Below are 18336 nucleotides of genomic sequence, written 5' to 3'. Positions count from 1 at the left end.
GAAACGATGTTCCATTTAAGTTCACTTGTCATTGCGGCAGTTGTTGTGGGCATTATCGTATGGTCTGTCTCATCTGTGCAGAAAAATCGCAAGAAATACTAAACACACCGCCCAATCAGGTGGGCGGTGCGCTATTGATCATGTATTCATAAAGGAACCGCCGTTGACGTGAAGTGTTTGTCCTGTCATATAAGACGATTCGTCAGAAGCAAGCAGCACATAGCAGCCGACATGCTCTACAGGCTGTCCTGGTCTTCCCATTGGGGTTTCTGCCCCGAAGCTTTCCACACGATCCTCATCAAATGTAGATGGAATGAGCGGCGTCCAAATTGGACCTGGCGCTACACCGTTCACCCGAATCCCATCCTTCACAAGCGACTGAGCCATAGAACGCGTAAAGCCATTGATGGCGCCTTTTGTCGCCGTATAATCAATCAGCACTTTGTTGCCTCGATATGGGTTAATGGATGTTGTATTAATAATTGTACTTCCTGGTTTTAAGTAATCCAGTGCTTTCTTCGTAAAATAAAAATAGGAATAGAAGTTGGTTCTAAAGGTTTGGTGAAGCTGTTCACTAGATATATCCTGAATCCGTTCTTTCGGATGCTGTTCAGCCGCATTATTCACTAAAATATCTAATTGCCCAAAGGCTTCAACTGTTTTTTCTACCGCTTTCTCGCAAAAGGCTTCGTCACCGACATCTCCTGCAATCGTTAAACATTTGACGCCTTCCTGTTCTACGCGCTTTTGCGTATCCTTTGCATCCTCATGTTCATTTAAGTACACAATGGCGACGTGTGCCCCTTCTTTTGCATAGGCAACAGATACAGCACGTCCAATTCCACTATCTCCGCCTGTAATCAGTGCGACTTTCCCTTTGAGCTTGCCAGACCCTTGATATGATTCATCCTCAAAGATCGGCGCAGGATTCATTTCCCTTTCACTGCCTGGCTGCTGATCCTGTGTTTGGCGCGGAATGCCATTTGTTAAATATTCACGTAAATCCATGTGTAAGCTCCTCCTTGATTTGTTGATGTATCCTTTCATTACCACCTCATTTTTTCACTCAAACATCCCGGTGCGGCACTGATGCGTTTTGAAATTCGGCATGTTTCAAGATGGATAAAATCGGTTACATGATCATTAAAAAGGAGCGTTCTCACATGCTGTCAACCATTTCGAAAACCTTTAGCAAACCAAAAGGCTGGCTCGGAAGCATTGCAGGCTTCATTATGGCAAATGAAAATAAAGCACTGAATCAGTGGGCGATCCAGCATTTAGATTTGTCAGATGGTGAAAACATTTTGGAAATCGGCTATGGACCCGGCTACAGCATCAAGCATATGCTTAAGCATTATGAAGGTCTCCATATAGATGGACTAGATGCTTCCTCCACCATGCAGGAGCAAGCAAAATCCCGCGTCAGCAAACGGTCAAAAGACAAACAAGTCCGGCTGTATGTAGGAAAAATCGAGAAAACACGTTTGCCGGGAGAGCAGTATGACAAAGTACTGTCTGTGAACAACTTTACGATTTGGGATGATCCAAAGACTGGCCTACTCAACCTTTATCACACGTTGAAACCCGGCGGAAAACTCGTCATTGTGATGCAGCCAAGAGAAAAAGGTGCTGATGCGAGCCGGACAAAAGAGATGGGTGAAAACATATTGAATGATTTACAGTTTGCGGGGTTTGACCATTTTTCTGTTGAGTATGAGGAAATTCGTCCAACGCTTGCTGTCTGTGTCACAGCCAAAAAGCCGAGAAGCGAATAAGCTCTCGGCTTTTTTCTTACCACTTTGCCTCTTTGACAAATTGATAGAACAGCTGATGCAATTTCTGTTCAATGTCTTCCTTTAACCCATGACCATAAAGCGTCATGCTTTCCTCACTTTCAATGATGGATGAACTGATCAGACTAAACATTTCTGACCCTTCCTTGCCTAGCTCTAGCGGCGCCAGCATCATGAGCATTCGTGACATCTGCTGCTGCCCGCCGTCCATGCTTTTGACCTCGTATGCCTGATCAAGATCATAAATATGAAAGATAGGTTCCTTGATGAACGTATGCTTTAAATGAAAAAGAGCAAATTCTGTACCAGGAATCCCTAAACCACCTTGCTGTTCACGTTCTAGTAAACCACTTGCTACCTCATCCGCATGTGTGATAAATCCTTCCTCTTCAAGCTGACGAAGCAGCTGACTGATTGTTGCCTCATGCTGCGGCATCGCCTTTCTATTGTCGATGGTGAAATGGGACAAGATGCTGCGAATCACAGACATGTAATTCGTCACCCGCTCTGCAACCACCATCATATTAACGGATTCTTGTACCGCTTCTTTGGCAGCTTCTTTCATCCTTTTTTTCTCGATCATATAAGGGATCTTTCGTTTAATATGAGCCTTCACACGCATAGCATCATCCTCGTTTAAGAGCGGACTGACCATGATGTAATCGATATGCTCATATGGGATAGGAACGGTCGAGACAATCATGTCATAGCTTGATGCATCGATTTCTTTTAGTTCCATCAAGGAAGACAGATCGAATTCGGCGATCTCTGGCAATTCTTTTTTTAACCGAGATGCGAGCATTTTAGAGGAACCGATCCCGCTTGAGCACACGACCAATGCATGAATGTTCGTTTCTTCTTTTTTGATCTCAAGCACTGAGCCAAAGTGAAGCACAATAAAGGCGATTTCATCCTCTGGAAATTCGATCTCTGGAAAGAAACGTTCGACTCCTTCTTCAATCGCCATGAAAAGTAAAAAGTAGTCCTTTTTAATTTGTTGTGTAAGTGGATTGTAGATTCTCATCTTTTCCTTTAAACGGTTCATGGCAGGTTCAAGATGAGACACGAGTCCCTCATACAATGAATCATTCTCATTTAAATGATAGCCAGTTTTATTTGAAATAAAATCAATGAGCTTCTTCGTTCTAATCGCGATATCCAGCTCGATTTCATCAATACGGTATTCTGCCCCAAAGCTGCGGTTTGCACTGCGCAGATGGATGGTCATATATCCAACCTCTGCTTCAGGGATTTCGACATTAAACATGCGTTCAAGTGCTCTTGCGATTCGCAGAGATGATTCAAATTCTTTTGTGCGCTTTAGTTCAAGCAGCTCTTCCTCTTCCATTCGAATGGTTTCGCCAAGCTGAATCCGTTCGATAGCATAGGTTAAGTGAACGACAAGCGCAATATAGGCACTATCAGATAAAGAGAGTGACAGGCGATTTTTCAAATGAAAGAGAAGTCTTTCTACCTTGAGCAGCTGCCCTCTGCTGACAACGCCAAACACTTTTTCCGTCGCTTTCGTTCGTTGCTTGATATTCATTTCAATCGTTTCTAAAAATAATTGAATATCGAGCCGGTCGACAATGAGGTTGCCGACAATCTTTCGTTTTGCTTCCTCCGGTCCTTTTAATTCAATGCCATACCCGCGTTTTCGGATCAACTGCAAACCGTATGGCGCGATCCACTCCGTCAGTTCATCTAAGTCATAGCTGATCGTCGCATTTGTGACCTGCAAATCGGAAGCGAGTGTATATAATTTCACCGGTTCCTTTGCTTCAAGTAGCGCACATAATATTAAGAGCTTCCGTTCATCAGAGCTATATTCAATTTGATCCTCATTTGACATATGAGCAAGAAGCCGCTGTTTATCCTCCTGTTCACCGACTGCCTTCAAGCCTTTCCCCGGCTGTTTATCTAGTGAAAGATCATAATTCTTTAATATGGGTTTAATTGATTTTAGTTCTCTATGAATCGTCCTTGTACTCACCTGAACAGAATCGGCTATCTCACGAATGGTGACATAACGATTTTGCTGAATGATGTATTTGATGATCTTCTGTTCTCGTGCCGTTATGTACATGAAATGCCTCCTTCTGCAAAAATAGGTCTATTGTCGCACCTTAATATAAAACGCTTTCAACAATGATGCAATCTTAAGTTGATCTGACTTTGGCACATCAGCTGTGACAAAATTAAATACAACGTCTGATCATACATTTCTCCAAAATGACGGTCCATAATCCTTTTGATGAAATTGAACCTTTTGTTCATGAAAAGGCAGTGAACCCCCAGCTTTTAAAGAATACGTCGGATTGTATATTGGAGAGCCAAAGCAATAATCCATTGTTCCTTCTTCCGGGCGAAAGATGACAGTTCGCATTGTTCCAAACAGCTCCTCATAATTGTGCACAGCTAGACCATTAGGATATTCTGTCTGAAACAGCTTAGCAAGAGAATCACTTGTTTGTTGTTCTTTTAAAGCCTCTACTAACATGTCATATCTGACAACAGAATGATGTTTCGTCATTCTTTTTGCCGTTTGATCAGCAAGCGGATGATTTGTGGCTGCAATATAACCTTCCTCCGGTCTTCTCACCATTTTACGGCCATCAATGATTTCAATCACAGCCGCTTCTCCTTTTCGATCGGCAAGCATGAGGTGGACATTTGAGGCAACGGGCATTTCCTGAATAGAGCGAATGGCTTCCTCAACTGTTCTACAGTTTTCCAGAACAGATCGAATCACATGATACACTTGCAAGCCGGCAACTGCTGGAGGCTTTAAACCGGGTTCATTTCCAACCGGCGGACCACATGCAGAGAATGTGACAGAAAGACCATGCTCATTCATCCCATCAGATCTGCCAAACAAAAGCAGCGACGAGCCTGTATGATATGCCAAGCCCTTCACATGTGTCGTCACAAGACGCATATCATCAAATATCGGAGAGAAATCATAGTTACGCAGCATGACCGTTTGTTGACCTGTCTCCATATTTCCCTGCCTCACGCAGTGGGAACAGCCTGGCTGTAGATGAGATGAATAGAAAAAGGTCAAATAGCGCTCATCTAATTGCAGTTCATCACAAAATCCAGCAATCTCTTCTTCTAACTGAGGAAGATAAGGGCGCATCAGCTGCTTCGTTTCTTTCACAGCCTCTTTTGCAAGCGGTTCTGTTCGAATGTATTGTGTCTGTAGCCATTGCTTTTTCTTCATCCAGACAGCCTGCTGTTTTCCCACTTCATAAGCGGTTCCTGTCATTTCTTGAAAATATGCACTGATTTCCTCCATGCCTGCACACCTCTTTCGCTTTCGTTTCTTTTATCATATCGAAACCCTCCTTCATTTAAAAGGATGAAAAAAACTGCAATCCCAATGGATTACAGCTGTTTACAGGATTGTTGAAACAATGCTTTTGCCATTGCTTCATATCCTTTATGGTTCGGATGAAATTGATCAATCGATAAGTACTCATTTTCATGTCCTTCAAACGCCCGGTACACATCCACAACCTCTACATGCGGATTTGCAGCAAGCGAGCGAAGCTGATGATTGTATTGCTGAAGCCACCGCCCGGCTATAGGTATTTGCGGAAAAGGATTATATAAATTCATGAGATACACGCAATAGGGCTGCTTCTGCCCTCTTTTGATCTGAGCGATTTCTTGAATCATTTTGCTGAAATTCGCTTGGCAATGCAGCGTCGCTTGCAGCAATTTCTTTTCATCTTCACCCTTTTCATACTGCTGAATCGCTTGAACAAGGTCATTCCCACAGCCTGTGATGGTGATGATGTCAGCTGCTGCAATAGCACGCCTCACATCAGATCGTTTGAACAGCTGTAAAATCTGATCTGTTGTTAACCCTGACTTTGCAAATACAGACAGCTCGACTGGAGTATGTGTCTTTTTTTCAAGCATCCACTGATACCGCTCTGCGAAGCCTCCACCAAATAAACGTGCCCCCACTCCAACTGTTAAGGAATCTCCAATCGCAACATAGGATCGTCCCACTCTTATCCCTCACTCTCTCCTGCCTTCTCTTATATATACGAAATCGGAGAACAGATGCTTGTAGCAGATGACTTAGAGACATTCATCTTTTTTTCATGAGACATCTTTACAAACTCTTTACTTGCGAGATCGACTGATTTTTTGTTCAATAAGAATAGGTTGAGATCATGAAATTTGCACCTGCATGCGTTCCAGAAAAATTGACAAACTTTTTATCTTGATTTCGAGACTTTATACCTTGACTTCAAACTACATTGTGATTACAATAAAAATATCAGTTTTTATGTAACTGTGCTTGTTACATCTTTTTCGTAGCATTCCACTATGATTAAAGATGCCACATATTCAGTGTATCTTTGGGATACGCTAAAAAAATCACTGAAACAGAAAGGATTGAATAAACATGGCAAAAGTTTTATACATCACTGCACATCCGCATGATGAAACAGTTTCTTACAGTATGGCTACTGCTAAAGCATTTATCGAATCTTATAAGGAAGCAAATCCAAGTGACGAGGTTGTACATATCGATTTGTACAAAGAAAACATCCCTCACATTGATGCAGATGTATTCGCTGGCTGGGGCAAGCTGCAATCAGGTGCTGGTTTCGATACACTTTCAGCTGAAGAGCAAGCGAAGGTTGCTCGCCTAAACGAATTAAGCGATCAATTCGTTTCTGCTGACAAATATGTATTTGTTTCACCACTTTGGAACTTCTCATTCCCACCAGTTCTTAAAGCATACATCGACTCTGTTGCTGTAGCTGGTAAAACATTCAAATACACAGAGCAAGGTCCTGTTGGATTATTAACAGACAAAAAAGCTCTACACATCCAAGCACGTGGCGGATACTACACTGAAGGTCCTGCTGCTGAACTTGAAGCAGGCCACCGTTACCTTGGTACAATTGCGAGCTTCTTCGGAATTCCTTCTTTCGAAGGTCTTATCGTTGAAGGTCACAATGCTGAACCTGCGAAAGCAGAGCAAATTAAAGCAGATGCAATCGAACGTGCAAAAGCTTTAGGTAAAACTTTCTAATAAACTGAACGCGAAAAGCCAATGATCTTAACGGTCATTGGCTTTTTATTTATCTAGATGAAAGCCTAATTCTCTGGAGATACCGCTCGCGGCTTTTTTGACTTGTTCAATTAAGTATGGAAGACGTTCCTTTTGATAACCCGCTTCAAACCCAGCAATGCTAATTCCTGCTGCGACTTCCCCAAGGTGATTGAATATAGGTGCTCCAACCGCAGCTGTATAGTTTTCAAGCTCCGAATAACTTAACGTATACCCCCGCTCATTTGATTCTTCCAGTATGTTTCGAAGAACCTCTTTATCTGTAATGGTTCCGATTCCGATTTTCCCTAGCTCAATCGAATCGATATAGGCAAGTCTCTCGTTCTCTGGCAAAAAGGAGAGAATACTTCTCGCACAAGCACCCGCATATAAAGGAGAGCGCCTGCCGACGGCGGTGTAGAGACGAACAGGCTGCGTCCCTTCAATTTTATCCACGTAAATGGCTTCGTCTCCTTCACGAACGATGAGCTGTACAGCTTCTCCCACTTCATCCCGCAAGCCTTCCATAAATGGTCTCGCAATTCTCCGAATATCAAGGCGATCCGCCACAAGCTGACCGTATTCTAGAAACATCAGTCCTAACCGATAAGCACCTGAATCTTGCTTTTCTAATAACCCCATATCGGTTAAAGAGCTCGCCATGCGGTGCACAGACGTTTTCGGCATGCTGGAAAGCTCGATCATTTCATTTAACGTTAATTGGTCACGAGCGATAAACAGCCGCAAAATCTCCATTGATTTCACGACGGTTTTATTTGTATTTTGCATGGCCATCCCCTTTTCTAAACGAATGCTTCCAGCTTGATTCTAGCAGCAAGCTCCTTCAGTTCTGCTTCTTGCTTAAATACCGCCTGCTCCGCGTCCTGATGGTCGATTCGCTTAAAATACAAATTCGCCCCGGGCATCGCTTGTGCTATGAGCGGCAGATCGACCGTCGCAACTTCTCCAATCCGCGGGTATCCGCCTGTTGTTTGCCGATCTGCCAGCAGAATAATCGGCTGACCGTCAGGAGGAATTTGAATAGAACCAAAGGCAACCGCCTCTGAAATCAATTCAAGCTTTTCTTTTAAATGAACCGGCTCCCCCTTCAAGCGGCAGCCCATGCGATCTGATTGAGGCGTGACCTGGTAAGGCTGTTCAAAAAAGGTGTGTTGAGATGTTTCTTGAAAAAAAGAAAGGTGTCTCCCTGGCAGCACCCGAATCACGGGCGATTTCCGCAGCGGCAAAAAATGTGTATGACTTACAGTCCAATCGGGTGCGCTGTACGCCGACTGCTTCAGATTGCTTTTGAGTCTATCAGACAATCGATCCGCTACAATTAAAGGCTTTCCAATGGACAGGACGTCTCCTTTTTCAAGCGGACGTCCGTTCAGTCCACCGATTCCTGCTCTCACATAAGTGCTTTTGCTCTCCATCACCGGCTCTACATCGAATCCGCCTGCCACAGCAAAGTAAGCGCGGCAGCCTCTTTTACAAGGTCCAAAGGTGATTGTGCTTCCTGCTCGAATAAAAAGCGGCTTCCATAAAGGGGCTGGCTCTCCATCGATGTCGATCTCTACATCAGCGCCAGTCACTGCAATAAGCGCATCCTTGTGACATGTCAACACAGGACCCGGCCCCATTAATGTGATTTCCAGTACGGCTTCGTTTTCCTCGTTGCCTGTGAGAATGTTGGCAATTCTAAGCGAGAGCGCATCCATGCCGCCGCTCGTTAAGACGCCATACTTTTGATAGCCTTTCCGCCCTTTATCTTGAATGGTTGTGAACATTCCTGGCTTGATGACATGAATACTCAACGTTCTGCCTCCTTCATGCTGAAAAATTCCTTTTCAGACATTTGGACAAATCTGACCTCGTCCCCTGCTCTCAATAGACTCGGGACTTTCTCGTCTGGTCGAAAGAGTGGCAGCGGTGTTTGTCCAATGAGCTGCCAGCCGCCAGGTGTGGAAATGGGGTAAACGCCGGTCTGCTTTCCTGCAATGCCGACAGATCCTTTTGGAATGGACATTCTCGGTGTTTCCCTGCGCGGGGCTGTGATCTTTTCAGACAGCCCGCCTAAAAACGGAAACCCTGGGGCAAATCCAATCATATAGACAAGATACGTCCCTGCGGTGTGAATACGCACGACTTCTTCTGGTGTTAAATGATTGATCCGGGCGACTTCTTCTAAATCAGGACCCAGCTCTCCCCCGTAGCAGACCGGTATGTCGATGGTGCAGCGCTTAGCCTGAACCCCCTCCTGCCATTTCTCTTCAAGGAGTGTTTCAATATAGCTTTTCACCCATTCATAGGGGGACAAATCTTGTTGTTGAAGATGGGCAGATTGATAAACGGTATACGGCTCGTAGAAAACAGTCACGTTTGTAAAGGCTTGAACAGCTTCCACATATCCGGCAAATGGATGCTGTTCAATACAAGAAAACAGCTGCACAACACGCTCATGAATTTCTTCACATATGTCTGCTCCTGCTTGAATAACAATCGCTGCATCTCCCAACGGGTGGAAGGTGATAGAATTTTTTATTGCTGAAAATGCCACTTGAGGACCCCTCTCTTTCTAAAGCACACCAAGCTGTTGATCTCGTTGATCTGTGATGAACATATGCCCAGGTGCATGGGTAATCGCAATGTCTGGTTTTGTATGCATGACAATGGCTTGCGGCGTCACCCCACATGCCCAAAACACCGGGACCTCTCCTTCTTTGATCACAGATGGTTCTCCAAAGTCCGGCTGATCCACATTGTCAATTCCGATCATCGCTGGGTCACCTATATGAATGGGGCCACCATGAACTGACGGGAACCTAGACGTCACTTGTACACTTCTTGTGATCTGATGCGCCGGAATGGGTCTCATGCTGACGACCATCGGGCCATGAAATGCCCCCGCCCTTTCACAAGCGATATTCGTTTGATACATCGGAACGTTATGGCCGTTTTCAATATGGCGAACAGGGATATCATTCAGCATGAGCGCATGCTCAAACGTAAAACTGCAGCCGATGAGAAAGGCAACCATATCGTCCTCCCAATAAGCAGAGATATCTGACACCTCTTCTTGAAGAATCCCTTTTCGGTAAACACGGTATTTAGGAAAGTCCGTACGAATATCCGCTTGAGGTGCAGACCGTCTCGGCACTGGATCACCCGGCTCCAGCACATCAAGCAAGGGGCATGCAGCCGGATTGCGCTGACAAAACAACAGAAAATCAAAGGCAAGTTCCTTTTTGACGATCATTAAGTTGGCTTGAGCATATCCCTCTGCTAGGCCTGCCGTTGGCCCTGTGATTTCTTTTTTACGAATCAACTCTCTGATCTGTGAAGGCTCATATGTTTGATAGATATTCATTCGATTCAGCTCCATAGTTTTGGAATTTCATTGATGATGGTATATCCGCCCATCATTGCCATGATGACAACTACAAATGCGCCTGATACTGTCAAAAAGAATGGATGTCGATAATCCCCGACAATGTCTTTCTTATAAGCCGCTACCAGCAAGGTGCCAAGCGCGAGCGGTAAGATCAATGCATTGATTGCCCCAACTAATATCAATATGTTCACAGGTCTTCCGATCGTAATAAAACAGATGGTCGAGAGGGCAATAAAGCCGATGATAATGCCACGTTGATTTTGCTCAATTTTTGGCGAGAAGGTTTTAAAGAAGGAAACTGATGTATATGCTGCTCCAATGACGGACGTAATTGCCGCAGCCCACATAATAATGCCAAACATTTTATATCCGATATTTCCTGAAGCTAGTTGAAATACAGAGGCAGGCGGGTTAGATGGATCAATCTGCAAGCCTTTTGCGACAACTCCTAATGTAGCAAGAAAGAGTGCTACACGCATGATGGACGTAATGAGGACACCGAAAATAGAGCTTTTCGTCACTTGGGGCAATGCTTCCTTCCCCTTAATACCTGCATCCAGCAAGCGGTGTCCGCCAGCGAAGACGATATAGCCGCCTACTGTTCCGCCTACAAGTGTCACAATGGATAAAATATCAATTTTCTCTGGGACAAATGTTCTCACTGCCGCTTCTCCAACTGGCGGTGCTGTTGAAATCGCCACATACAGCATCAGACCAATCATGACAAAACCCGCTATCTGTGTGAAACGGTCCATCGCTTTTCCAGCCTCTTTGATCACAAAGATCAGAATAGCAATAGCAGCACTGACCCCTGCACCGATTCGCGGATCGACTCCGAAAATGACCTGAAAACCGAGACCAGCACCAGCGATATTTCCGATGTTAAAGGCAAGTCCCCCAATGACAATCAAAACGGCCAGGACATAGCCGAGACCCGGCAGAACCATATTTGCAATATCCTGCCCTCGTTTTTCTGACACAGCGATGATGCGCCATACATTGGTTTGCGCAAAAATATCTAACAAAATAGAGATGAGAATGACAAACCCAAAGCTAGCCGCCAGCTGCTGTGTAAAGACAGTCGTTTGTGTTAAAAATCCCGGTCCGATGGCGGACGTCGCCATTAAAAAGGCTGCGCCCATCAGCATAGACCGGTTCCCCTTTGGTGCCTTCGTGTGCTTGACTTCCTCTTTTTTCATGCTGTTTCCCCCTTGATGACGATTTTTATTGAAAGGCTTTGAGATGAATGCTCGCTTCTTTTAGCTTTGATGTAATAGTTTTGGCAAATTGGAGCGCATGGATGCCGTCTCCATGAATACAGACAGTATCCGCTTTAAGCGAAATGTCTTCCCCTTGAACGGTATGAACCTTCCCTTCTCTCACCATACGAACGACCTGCTGAACGGCCAGTTCATCGTCTTCAATGAGTGCGTGTGGTTCGCGGCGGGATGTCAGCGTCCCGTCTGATTGATAGGTCCGATCAGAAAATACTTCATGCGCCACTTGAAGACCCATTCTCTCACCTGCTATCGCAAGTTCACTGCCTGAAAGCCCGTATAATACAAGACTTGGATCGACATGATACACAGCCTTCGCAATCGATTCAGATAATTCAGTATTTTTAGCCGCCATGTTGTACAGGGCGCCGTGTGGCTTGACATGCTGCATCGTGCCGCCTTCTGCTTTGAGAAAGGCTGATAGAGCGCCAATTTGATAGACGACGAGATCATAGGCTTCCTCTGCTGAAATCGCCATTGGACGTCTGCCAAATCCGACTAAATCTTGCAGACCCGGATGCGCGCCAATTCGGACCCCTTTATCCAGTGCCATTCTGACGGTTTTTCTCATGACTGTTGGATCTCCTGCATGAAAACCACAAGCGATGTTGGCTGAGGTGACATATTCTAAAATTTGTTCATCCGAACCGATAGTATATTGACCAAAGCTTTCTCCCAAATCACAGTTGATATCTACTTGATACATAGGATCCCTCCTTGTTGTTCCGAATAACGGAACATAAAGTCCGAATATTCGAATTTATATTGATTATATCAATTTTGGATAGATTGCACATGACATTGTCAGAAAACATAACAATAGAACTAGGACATAAAAAAGCGAGAGGATATCGCCTCTCGCTTTTTCATCATGTTCTTTATTTAGACAGCACCCAATGCTGGATGGCTTTTGCTACACCGTGTTCTGTGTTAGGAGCTGTAATCCAATCAGCGGCTTCTTTCACCACTTCTTGCGCATTTCCCATCGCAATACCTAATCCGGCTTCTTGGATCATAGCCATATCATTTAGGCTGTCGCCAAGTGACATGACATTGTCCATCGTACAGCCAATGCGTTCTGCTACCTTTGCAAGAGCTGCCGCTTTGTTAATGCCAGCTGCGTTGACTTCGATATTGGTTGGACTTGAATTTGTGATTTCTAGATGCTCGTTTGTTTTCAATGTATTGAGTACTTCCTCTCGAACGTCATCATCATGAATATCAAAGCCAAATTTCAACCATTCATGGTCATGAATTCGTTCTGGGAATTCACCTCTCCACACCTTATCCACAGTGGAAGCCCAGTAATCGGTTTCGTACCTATTTTTTAGATCCCACATCATTTGGACATGATCAGGATGCAATAGATCTCGTTCGATCAGCTGGAAGTTTGAATCCCAGATTTCACTTCCGTTTGCTGTCACAAGGTAAGAAGACAGCTTAAGCGGCTCAACCAGCTCTCGGCATGTCATCAGCGTCCGCCCTGTGCTAATCACCACATGGACCCCTTTTGCTTCAGCATCTTTAATGGCTTGTTTATTTTCCTCTGGAATGACATGTTCACTGTTTAACAGCGTGCCATCCATATCAATAGCAATCAATCGGATGTCTTTCTTATCAGTTTGTATGGACAAATTGAGTACCCCACTTTGTATCATTTTTTTTAACTATCTTTATTTTAATATAAAGAGGGAGATGGCACAAAGGGACGAGTTTGATCCCATAGAAAAAAGACCTTGTTACAGGTCTCTTCGCATTGGCTTAGCGTTCACATGCAATCCCGTCTTTATCACGGTCAAGTCGCTTATTTTTTTGATAAAGTGCTTTTGACACATACGGCTTGTACTTTGTTTTGCCGCCTTTGTTTTTCGTGTTTTTGCTTTTCGCTACGCCGCCTTTATAGACTTTGTTCAGCGCTTTGCAGTTTTTGTAGGACTTGACTGTTTTTGCATCTGCAGTGTGGGTGTCGACTTGTGTAACGCTTAGTAAAAGACCTAAGGACAAGACAGCCACCATGATTTTTTTCAACATGTAGAATCCCCCTATTTTTTCTATTTTTACATTTTTATCATATGTCACCACTTTTTGTTTTTCAAGACTATCGAGCTAAATATATTGATTTTTTTGGAATAAAACATGCTTTATATCCTATATGGTACACTGAGTGGGAAACCTTTCCGGTTTTGACACGTATATGAAGAGAGGAGTTTTTCACATGAAAATGAAATATACCATTCTATATGTAAACGATGTTGAGGCAAGTATTCATTTTTATCAACATGTACTTGGCTTTCCTATGAAACTTAGGGTTGAATCCTATGTTGAGTTTGACACGGGGGACGTGACATTATCGATTAACTCGCGTCAGGATGTCAAAGATGCACTTGGATTGCCTGTCCCTGAAGCAAATCAATCCTCGCAAACGTTTGAGATTGGATTTGTTGTGGATGATGTGGAACAAACCATTGCATCAATGAAGGAAAAAGGGGTTTCGATCATCAAAGAACCTGCAAAAAAACCATGGGGTCAAACCGTCGCTTATGTCGCTGATCCTGATGGTCATTTCATTGAAATATGTGATGCCGTCTCCTAATCCTGTTTAAAGGAGTGAACCAGTATGAGAAAAAAACATGCCTTTATCGCCGGTGTTTGCTCAATGATTGTGATTTGCAGTGCCGCTATTATTTTGCAGCACCATGAGTGGATAGGATGGGTCAGTGGTGGAATCTCTATTATCGGGATCATGATGTCTGGGCTTCTAATGGGGGCTTGGACAAGCGGAGATGAAACAAGAGCCGCCTATCATTCTGAAACGAAAGAACACCGCATGTGGCGTCTGGATACGGCCTTTCTCATGATGATCTTTGCACTTCCGCACATGGCAGTGTCGATCTTTTATTTTTTAATGTAACACTTGTTAAAAGGAGTTCGTCATATGGCTGTTTTTATTTTATTCGTTGTATTTGGCTTCCCTATTCTTTCTGTGCTGATTGGCATTTTTGGCACAATGCTTTTGAAGAATGTTTGGATGCCGACTTTGATTGTCCTGTTAGCCAGCGTCATTCTCATGTACACATACATTGGCGGGGATGAATCCTTTCTCATTTGGGTCATCATCTACACCGTCTTTACGTTGATCGCTGCATGGATGACAAAGCGGTTTCGGTTCAAGTAAAAAAGAACAGTTTGCACTGTTCTTTTTTTGATCATATATCGGCGCACCATAGCTCAATTTCAATTTTCAGCTCAGGCCATCCTAAAGCTGATACATAAGCAACCGTCATTGATGGGTAAGCTGTTTTGAAGATCGTATCCCACTGAGGATATAGATGATCCCAGTCGATTTCTTCTGTTGCCCATATATTGACCTTGATGACATGCTCTTCATTCAATCCTTCTGATTCAAGGATTTTTTTGATATTTTCAAACGTATTGGTTACCTGGTCGTTTAAACTTGATGGTACCTGTCCATCGATATCTGTTCCGACTTGACCCGATGTAACAAATAATCCCGCGCCCTTTGGTACTCTTGTGATATGACTATAGCTGCCAACGGGCTTCGGCATACTTTCTGGGTTTTTTCTTGTGATTTTTTCCATATGATTTCCCTCACTCACTTTGATTTTTCTGCTAGATTTCTCTTCATGTAGACAGACTTCACCAATTTCTATCTATCCTAAAAGAAAACAGCAGTGGAGTATCCATAGCCACAAGGTAAGAACATCAATATTTTCTTTTTCATGACCGGAACACTCCCTTTTGATTGCGTGAGCAAGGTTTTGATCATCTATATAGTACCTGAAACGAGACGTTCAGTCAAAATGGTTTATAGACGATAGCGCGCAATATCGTGATTCAATCGTATGCTTAGTTCATTGAGCCTTTCTGCTGCTTTTGCCACATTGGATATGGCTGTCACTTGTTCGTCTGTGGATGCGGTGATCTCTTCGATCGCAGCGGCATTTTCCTGAGAAATATGGGCTGCGCCTTGCATGGCTTTTGTGATGAGGTCGTTTTGCTCTAGTAATGCATTCAGCTCTTTTGCCATGGCGTCTGTTTCAACGATGGTTTGTGAAATCGACGTAGAGATGGCATTGAATTCATGTTCTGTTGCATGTACCGCGTCATCTAACTCAGCGAAACGATCCATTGTGTTTGACATCATGTCGGCTGTTGCCGTCGTTTCTTCTTTAATGCCTTGTACCATTTGCTGAATTTGCACAGCTGATTGTTTTGTCTGCTCTGCTAAATTCCGCACTTCACTCGCCACAACCGAGAAGCCCTTACCGTGCTCTCCTGCGCGTGCTGCTTCTATGCTGGCATTCAGCGCAAGTAAATTCGTCTCATTTGAAATACTTTCAATCGTATCTGTAATTTTAGAGATATCCTGTACTTTTGTACTTAATTGCTCAATGCCTGCTCTAATGCCTTGAGACGCTTGAATGGATTGTTCATTTGATTGTTTTAATTGCTGAACAATTTGCTGGCCCTGCTGCGAAGATTGATTCGATTGGTCAGAGATTCGTTTAATTTGGTCACTTTGTTCTTTGACGTTCTCAATCGATTGATTGAACTGGGTCATTTGTTGATTGGCTACATCAAGGTCAGATGCCTGATGAAGCGTTCCAGTCGATATGTCACCAATCGCTCTGCCAATCTCTTCACTGCTGGCTGAGGTTTCTTCAGATATTGCTGATAAATCTGTGGCTGATTCGACGAGTTGACTGCTCGTCTCCTGTAGACCGCTTACAAGTGTCCGGAGTTCTCCTGACATATGATTAAAGCCTTTTGCCAGCTGTCCAATTTCATCTGTTGTCTCTTTTAAACTCGTGCGTTCAAGATTCCCCTCCGCAATTTCTTTTGAAGCAGCAGTGACTTGCTTGAGCAGTCTGACCTTTCCTCGAGCAGCTAAATAAAAGACGCCAAGACTGAGAAGAGCGACACCTGCTGTAATGAGCATGATATAGAGCTTCATCTGCTCTAATTCTTTATAAAATTCATCCTGGAAGACGGCGATGCCGATACTCCAATTCCAGGGCGTGAACTGGCTCATATAGGCAAGCTTTTGCTTTTCTTCCCCAGTGGCATCGTCCTTATCTAAATAGGTCACATAGTGTGCATCCTCGCCTTCTGATTTGGCTCCAGCGACCATTTTTTCACGATTGGTCGTGTTATCTGGAATGACGCCAATGTCATTGACAGGATGGACTTGAGAGGAATAATCTGCTCCATATGCGACAAGATAGCCTTTATTTTTATAGATAAAATCTGACTTTTGAAATTGGTACCCTTTCCCGTTGTCATTTTTTGGCCCGCTCAAGTAAATGCGGGCTTGTTCCTGTGCCTGTTCAATCGTCAGTTCTTTTTTCTCTACACGATCATTCAACTGTTCAAGTGTAGCCATTGCTCCGCTGACGATGTGCTTTAAATCGGCTTTCCCCGCATCAATTAAGACATGTTTCGCTAATAAATACCCCGTTGTCCCAACAAGTCCGCCGGTTAAGATCGTGATGACGATAATGGCAGACATTAATTGAAAAAAGACACTCCTTGACGCAAACATTTTCCTTTTCATATACAAATTCCCCCTTACTTCATATATCGACAAACGGGGTAAAGTATTAAAAAGTCATCAAAAAATCCCTTTCACTCGTTGGAAAGGGATTTTCTAATTATCGATCTGTTTCTTTAAGAATGGCTTGATAGAGATCATCTGCTGGCGTGAGGCCACATACTTCTTCCAGCACACCTTCAATGCCTTTTTCTTTTCTTAATGCCTGCAAACGAACCGCTTCTTCGTCTTCGGCGAAGTCATAAGCGAGAGCTGCAGCAATGCCTTTGATTAAGTACTCTGGCTGCTTGATCTTTTTCGCCGGACCGATTAAACGGTCATCTGCTCCTAGCTTTCTAAGAGGAGAGCGTGCGACGCGAGTGACTTCGTCGGAGATAAAAACATTTTCGAATCGTTTGATGATTTTTTGAATATACGCATCATGTTCTTCTTTTTCAAAGCCATATGTGTCGATTAAATAACTGCCCGTTTCGTGCAGTGCACCTTCAACCACCTGGCGAATCTCTGGTGTATCGACGGCTTCTTTAATCGTTTGAACGCCTTGCTGATACCCGACATACGCAGCTAACGCATGTCCTGTATTGACAGTAAAGAGCTTGCGCTCAATATACGGCGTCAAATCTTGTACAAAGGTCGCTCCGTCAATTTGAGGAACGTCCCCAATAAAGCCAGTCTCATCAATGACCCATTCGAAAAATGGCTCGACTGATACTTTTAAAATGTCCTCATGGTGCTGAATCGGCACAATGCGGTCCACAGCAGCGTTTGGAAAACCAACTGTTTTTGATAACGCTTCTTGTTCCTCTTCTGTTAGATGAGAGAAAACGGCTTCTTTTAAATGAGAGCTGCCTCCAATCATATTTTCACATGCCACGATGTTGATGATATGGTCAGGCTTTTTCTGTTTCAATCCTTCAGCAATCGATGAAGCAATGATCTTCAAAACGGTTGGTCCAACAGCTGTTGTAATCAAATCGGCTGATGCCACCGCCTCTGTTAATGCCGCTGGGTCTTGTGCAGAATTGATCGCTGTCACTGGACCGACTACTTCTTGCTTCTGACCTGGTGCTGCGAGTTCAACCGTGTATTCTCCTCTTGCATTCAGCTCGTTGATGACCGCTTCATTTACATCAGTGAAGACAAGCTCAAAGCCTGATGTTTTTAACAAAGAACCGATAAACCCTCTGCCAATATTCCCTGCTCCAAAATGAAGTGCCTTCATG

20 protein-coding genes are annotated in these 18336 nt (G+C 43.9%); 5 read left to right on the top strand and 15 right to left on the bottom strand.

Translation table 11 applies throughout. The features are described from left to right. Positions 1–138 precede the first annotated feature (138 nt). Positions 139–1008 carry an SDR family oxidoreductase gene (locus tag NSQ36_RS02350; protein WP_003214206.1) on the bottom strand — a complete coding sequence of 290 codons (870 nt, stop codon included), beginning with the start codon at positions 1006–1008 and terminating at the stop codon, positions 139–141. Positions 1009–1163: 155 nt separating this feature from the next. Between NSQ36_RS02350 and NSQ36_RS02345 the strand changes: the two genes are divergently transcribed. Further along, positions 1164–1775, top strand: a complete 612-nt coding sequence (locus tag NSQ36_RS02345; RefSeq protein WP_106036108.1) for a class I SAM-dependent methyltransferase — start codon at positions 1164–1166, stop codon at positions 1773–1775. A 16-nt stretch (positions 1776–1791) separates the two neighbouring features. Here the strand turns inward: NSQ36_RS02345 and NSQ36_RS02340 are convergent, their stop codons facing one another. From NSQ36_RS02340 to NSQ36_RS02330, 3 genes are all read right to left on the bottom strand, one after another. Next, a complete protein-coding gene (locus NSQ36_RS02340) occupies positions 1792–3879 on the bottom strand; it encodes a BglG family transcription antiterminator (RefSeq protein ID WP_339206646.1) in 2088 nt (695 codons plus the stop codon). Between the two features lie 129 nt (positions 3880–4008). Further along, on the bottom strand, positions 4009–5091 hold the full coding sequence (locus NSQ36_RS02335; RefSeq protein ID WP_339206644.1) for a C45 family peptidase: 1083 nt from the start codon (positions 5089–5091) through the stop codon (positions 4009–4011). A gap of 89 nt (positions 5092–5180) precedes the next feature. Continuing rightward, positions 5181–5813 carry a GDSL-type esterase/lipase family protein gene (locus NSQ36_RS02330; RefSeq protein ID WP_003214300.1) on the bottom strand — a complete coding sequence of 211 codons (633 nt, stop codon included), beginning with the start codon at positions 5811–5813 and terminating at the stop codon, positions 5181–5183. A 403-nt stretch (positions 5814–6216) separates the two neighbouring features. Here NSQ36_RS02330 and NSQ36_RS02325 point away from each other — a divergent pair, with 403 nt between their 5' ends. Beyond that, positions 6217–6852, top strand: coding sequence for an FMN-dependent NADH-azoreductase (locus NSQ36_RS02325; RefSeq protein WP_003214444.1), 636 nt, complete (start codon positions 6217–6219; stop codon positions 6850–6852). A 45-nt stretch (positions 6853–6897) separates the two neighbouring features. Here NSQ36_RS02325 and NSQ36_RS02320 read toward each other — a convergent pair whose 3' ends face one another. The 8 genes from NSQ36_RS02320 to NSQ36_RS02285 all read right to left on the bottom strand — a co-directional run bounded on the left by NSQ36_RS02320 (position 6898) and on the right by NSQ36_RS02285 (position 13572). Then, complete coding sequence (locus tag NSQ36_RS02320) at positions 6898–7659, bottom strand: IclR family transcriptional regulator (protein WP_050945516.1); 762 nt, start codon at positions 7657–7659, stop codon at positions 6898–6900. 14 nt (positions 7660–7673) lie between these two features. After that, complete coding sequence (locus tag NSQ36_RS02315) at positions 7674–8687, bottom strand: biotin-dependent carboxyltransferase family protein (protein WP_251191109.1); 1014 nt, start codon at positions 8685–8687, stop codon at positions 7674–7676. Then, positions 8684–9430: a 5-oxoprolinase subunit PxpB gene (gene pxpB / locus NSQ36_RS02310; RefSeq protein WP_339206641.1), complete on the bottom strand. Its 747-nt coding sequence runs from the start codon at positions 9428–9430 to the stop codon at positions 8684–8686. The genes NSQ36_RS02315 and pxpB overlap by 4 nt, the downstream gene beginning before the upstream one ends. An 18-nt stretch (positions 9431–9448) precedes the next feature. Next, positions 9449–10240 (bottom strand): putative hydro-lyase, encoded by a 792-nt coding sequence (locus tag NSQ36_RS02305; protein ID WP_212046382.1) that lies wholly within the window; start codon positions 10238–10240, stop codon positions 9449–9451. 5 nt (positions 10241–10245) lie between these two features. After that, on the bottom strand, positions 10246–11463 hold the full coding sequence (locus NSQ36_RS02300) for an NRAMP family divalent metal transporter (protein WP_050945512.1): 1218 nt from the start codon (positions 11461–11463) through the stop codon (positions 10246–10248). 25 nt (positions 11464–11488) lie between these two features. Then, positions 11489–12247, bottom strand: a complete 759-nt coding sequence (locus NSQ36_RS02295) for a 5-oxoprolinase subunit PxpA (protein WP_003214363.1) — start codon at positions 12245–12247, stop codon at positions 11489–11491. Between the two features lie 172 nt (positions 12248–12419). Further along, positions 12420–13175, bottom strand: a complete 756-nt coding sequence (locus NSQ36_RS02290; protein WP_137055615.1) for a Cof-type HAD-IIB family hydrolase — start codon at positions 13173–13175, stop codon at positions 12420–12422. A 127-nt stretch (positions 13176–13302) separates the two neighbouring features. Beyond that, a complete protein-coding gene (locus NSQ36_RS02285) occupies positions 13303–13572 on the bottom strand; it encodes an excalibur calcium-binding domain-containing protein (RefSeq protein ID WP_003214076.1) in 270 nt (89 codons plus the stop codon). Positions 13573–13756: 184 nt separating this feature from the next. Between NSQ36_RS02285 and NSQ36_RS02280 the strand changes: the two genes are divergently transcribed. Genes NSQ36_RS02280 through NSQ36_RS02270 form a run of 3 tightly spaced genes read left to right on the top strand, consistent with a single transcriptional unit; the run spans position 13757 to position 14716 of the window. Then, on the top strand, positions 13757–14134 hold the full coding sequence (locus NSQ36_RS02280; RefSeq protein ID WP_003214168.1) for a VOC family protein: 378 nt from the start codon (positions 13757–13759) through the stop codon (positions 14132–14134). A 24-nt stretch (positions 14135–14158) separates the two neighbouring features. Then, positions 14159–14452 (top strand): DUF5316 domain-containing protein, encoded by a 294-nt coding sequence (locus tag NSQ36_RS02275; RefSeq protein WP_137055614.1) that lies wholly within the window; start codon positions 14159–14161, stop codon positions 14450–14452. Positions 14453–14476: 24 nt separating this feature from the next. Then, positions 14477–14716, top strand: a complete 240-nt coding sequence (locus NSQ36_RS02270) for a DUF2651 family protein (RefSeq protein ID WP_003214096.1) — start codon at positions 14477–14479, stop codon at positions 14714–14716. A gap of 31 nt (positions 14717–14747) precedes the next feature. Here the strand turns inward: NSQ36_RS02270 and NSQ36_RS02265 are convergent, their stop codons facing one another. From NSQ36_RS02265 to NSQ36_RS02255, 3 genes are all read right to left on the bottom strand, one after another. Continuing rightward, on the bottom strand, positions 14748–15140 hold the full coding sequence (locus NSQ36_RS02265) for a RidA family protein (protein WP_034664057.1): 393 nt from the start codon (positions 15138–15140) through the stop codon (positions 14748–14750). Between the two features lie 227 nt (positions 15141–15367). Next, positions 15368–17116: a methyl-accepting chemotaxis protein gene (locus NSQ36_RS02260; protein ID WP_137055613.1), complete on the bottom strand. Its 1749-nt coding sequence runs from the start codon at positions 17114–17116 to the stop codon at positions 15368–15370. Positions 17117–17213: 97 nt separating this feature from the next. Next, entirely contained in the window at positions 17214–18335 is a 1122-nt protein-coding gene (locus NSQ36_RS02255; RefSeq protein WP_268459639.1) for a mannitol-1-phosphate 5-dehydrogenase, read from the bottom strand. Between the last annotated feature and the right edge of the window lies 1 nt (position 18336).

It is taken from the genome of Bacillus sp. FSL W8-1143 (assembly GCF_037965155.1).
Classification (GTDB): Bacteria; Bacillota; Bacilli; order Bacillales; family Bacillaceae; genus Bacillus; species Bacillus pumilus.
The sequence above is the reverse complement of the archived record's forward strand: the minus strand, read 5'-3'. Positions and strand labels throughout refer to the sequence as shown.

Bases quoted from the DNA above. Each gene is read 5' to 3' on its own strand.
- NSQ36_RS02350 (WP_003214206.1), bottom strand. From the start codon at position 1,008: ATGGATTTACGTGAATATTTAACAAATGGCATTCCGCGCCAAACACAG.
- NSQ36_RS02345 (WP_106036108.1), top strand. From the start codon at position 1,164: ATGCTGTCAACCATTTCGAAAACCTTTAGCAAACCAAAAGGCTGGCTC.
- NSQ36_RS02340 (WP_339206646.1), bottom strand. From the start codon at position 3,879: ATGTACATAACGGCACGAGAACAGAAGATCATCAAATACATCATTCAG.
- NSQ36_RS02335 (WP_339206644.1), bottom strand. From the start codon at position 5,091: ATGGAGGAAATCAGTGCATATTTTCAAGAAATGACAGGAACCGCTTAT.
- NSQ36_RS02325 (WP_003214444.1), top strand. From the start codon at position 6,217: ATGGCAAAAGTTTTATACATCACTGCACATCCGCATGATGAAACAGTT.
- NSQ36_RS02320 (WP_050945516.1), bottom strand. From the start codon at position 7,659: ATGCAAAATACAAATAAAACCGTCGTGAAATCAATGGAGATTTTGCGG.
- NSQ36_RS02305 (WP_212046382.1), bottom strand. From the start codon at position 10,240: ATGAATATCTATCAAACATATGAGCCTTCACAGATCAGAGAGTTGATT.
- NSQ36_RS02300 (WP_050945512.1), bottom strand. From the start codon at position 11,463: ATGAAAAAAGAGGAAGTCAAGCACACGAAGGCACCAAAGGGGAACCGG.
- NSQ36_RS02295 (WP_003214363.1), bottom strand. From the start codon at position 12,247: ATGTATCAAGTAGATATCAACTGTGATTTGGGAGAAAGCTTTGGTCAA.
- NSQ36_RS02285 (WP_003214076.1), bottom strand. From the start codon at position 13,572: ATGTTGAAAAAAATCATGGTGGCTGTCTTGTCCTTAGGTCTTTTACTA.
- NSQ36_RS02280 (WP_003214168.1), top strand. From the start codon at position 13,757: ATGAAAATGAAATATACCATTCTATATGTAAACGATGTTGAGGCAAGT.
- NSQ36_RS02275 (WP_137055614.1), top strand. From the start codon at position 14,159: ATGAGAAAAAAACATGCCTTTATCGCCGGTGTTTGCTCAATGATTGTG.
- NSQ36_RS02270 (WP_003214096.1), top strand. From the start codon at position 14,477: ATGGCTGTTTTTATTTTATTCGTTGTATTTGGCTTCCCTATTCTTTCT.
- NSQ36_RS02265 (WP_034664057.1), bottom strand. From the start codon at position 15,140: ATGGAAAAAATCACAAGAAAAAACCCAGAAAGTATGCCGAAGCCCGTT.
- NSQ36_RS02260 (WP_137055613.1), bottom strand. From the start codon at position 17,116: ATGAAAAGGAAAATGTTTGCGTCAAGGAGTGTCTTTTTTCAATTAATG.
- NSQ36_RS02255 (WP_268459639.1), bottom strand. From the start codon at position 18,335: ATGAAGGCACTTCATTTTGGAGCAGGGAATATTGGCAGAGGGTTTATC.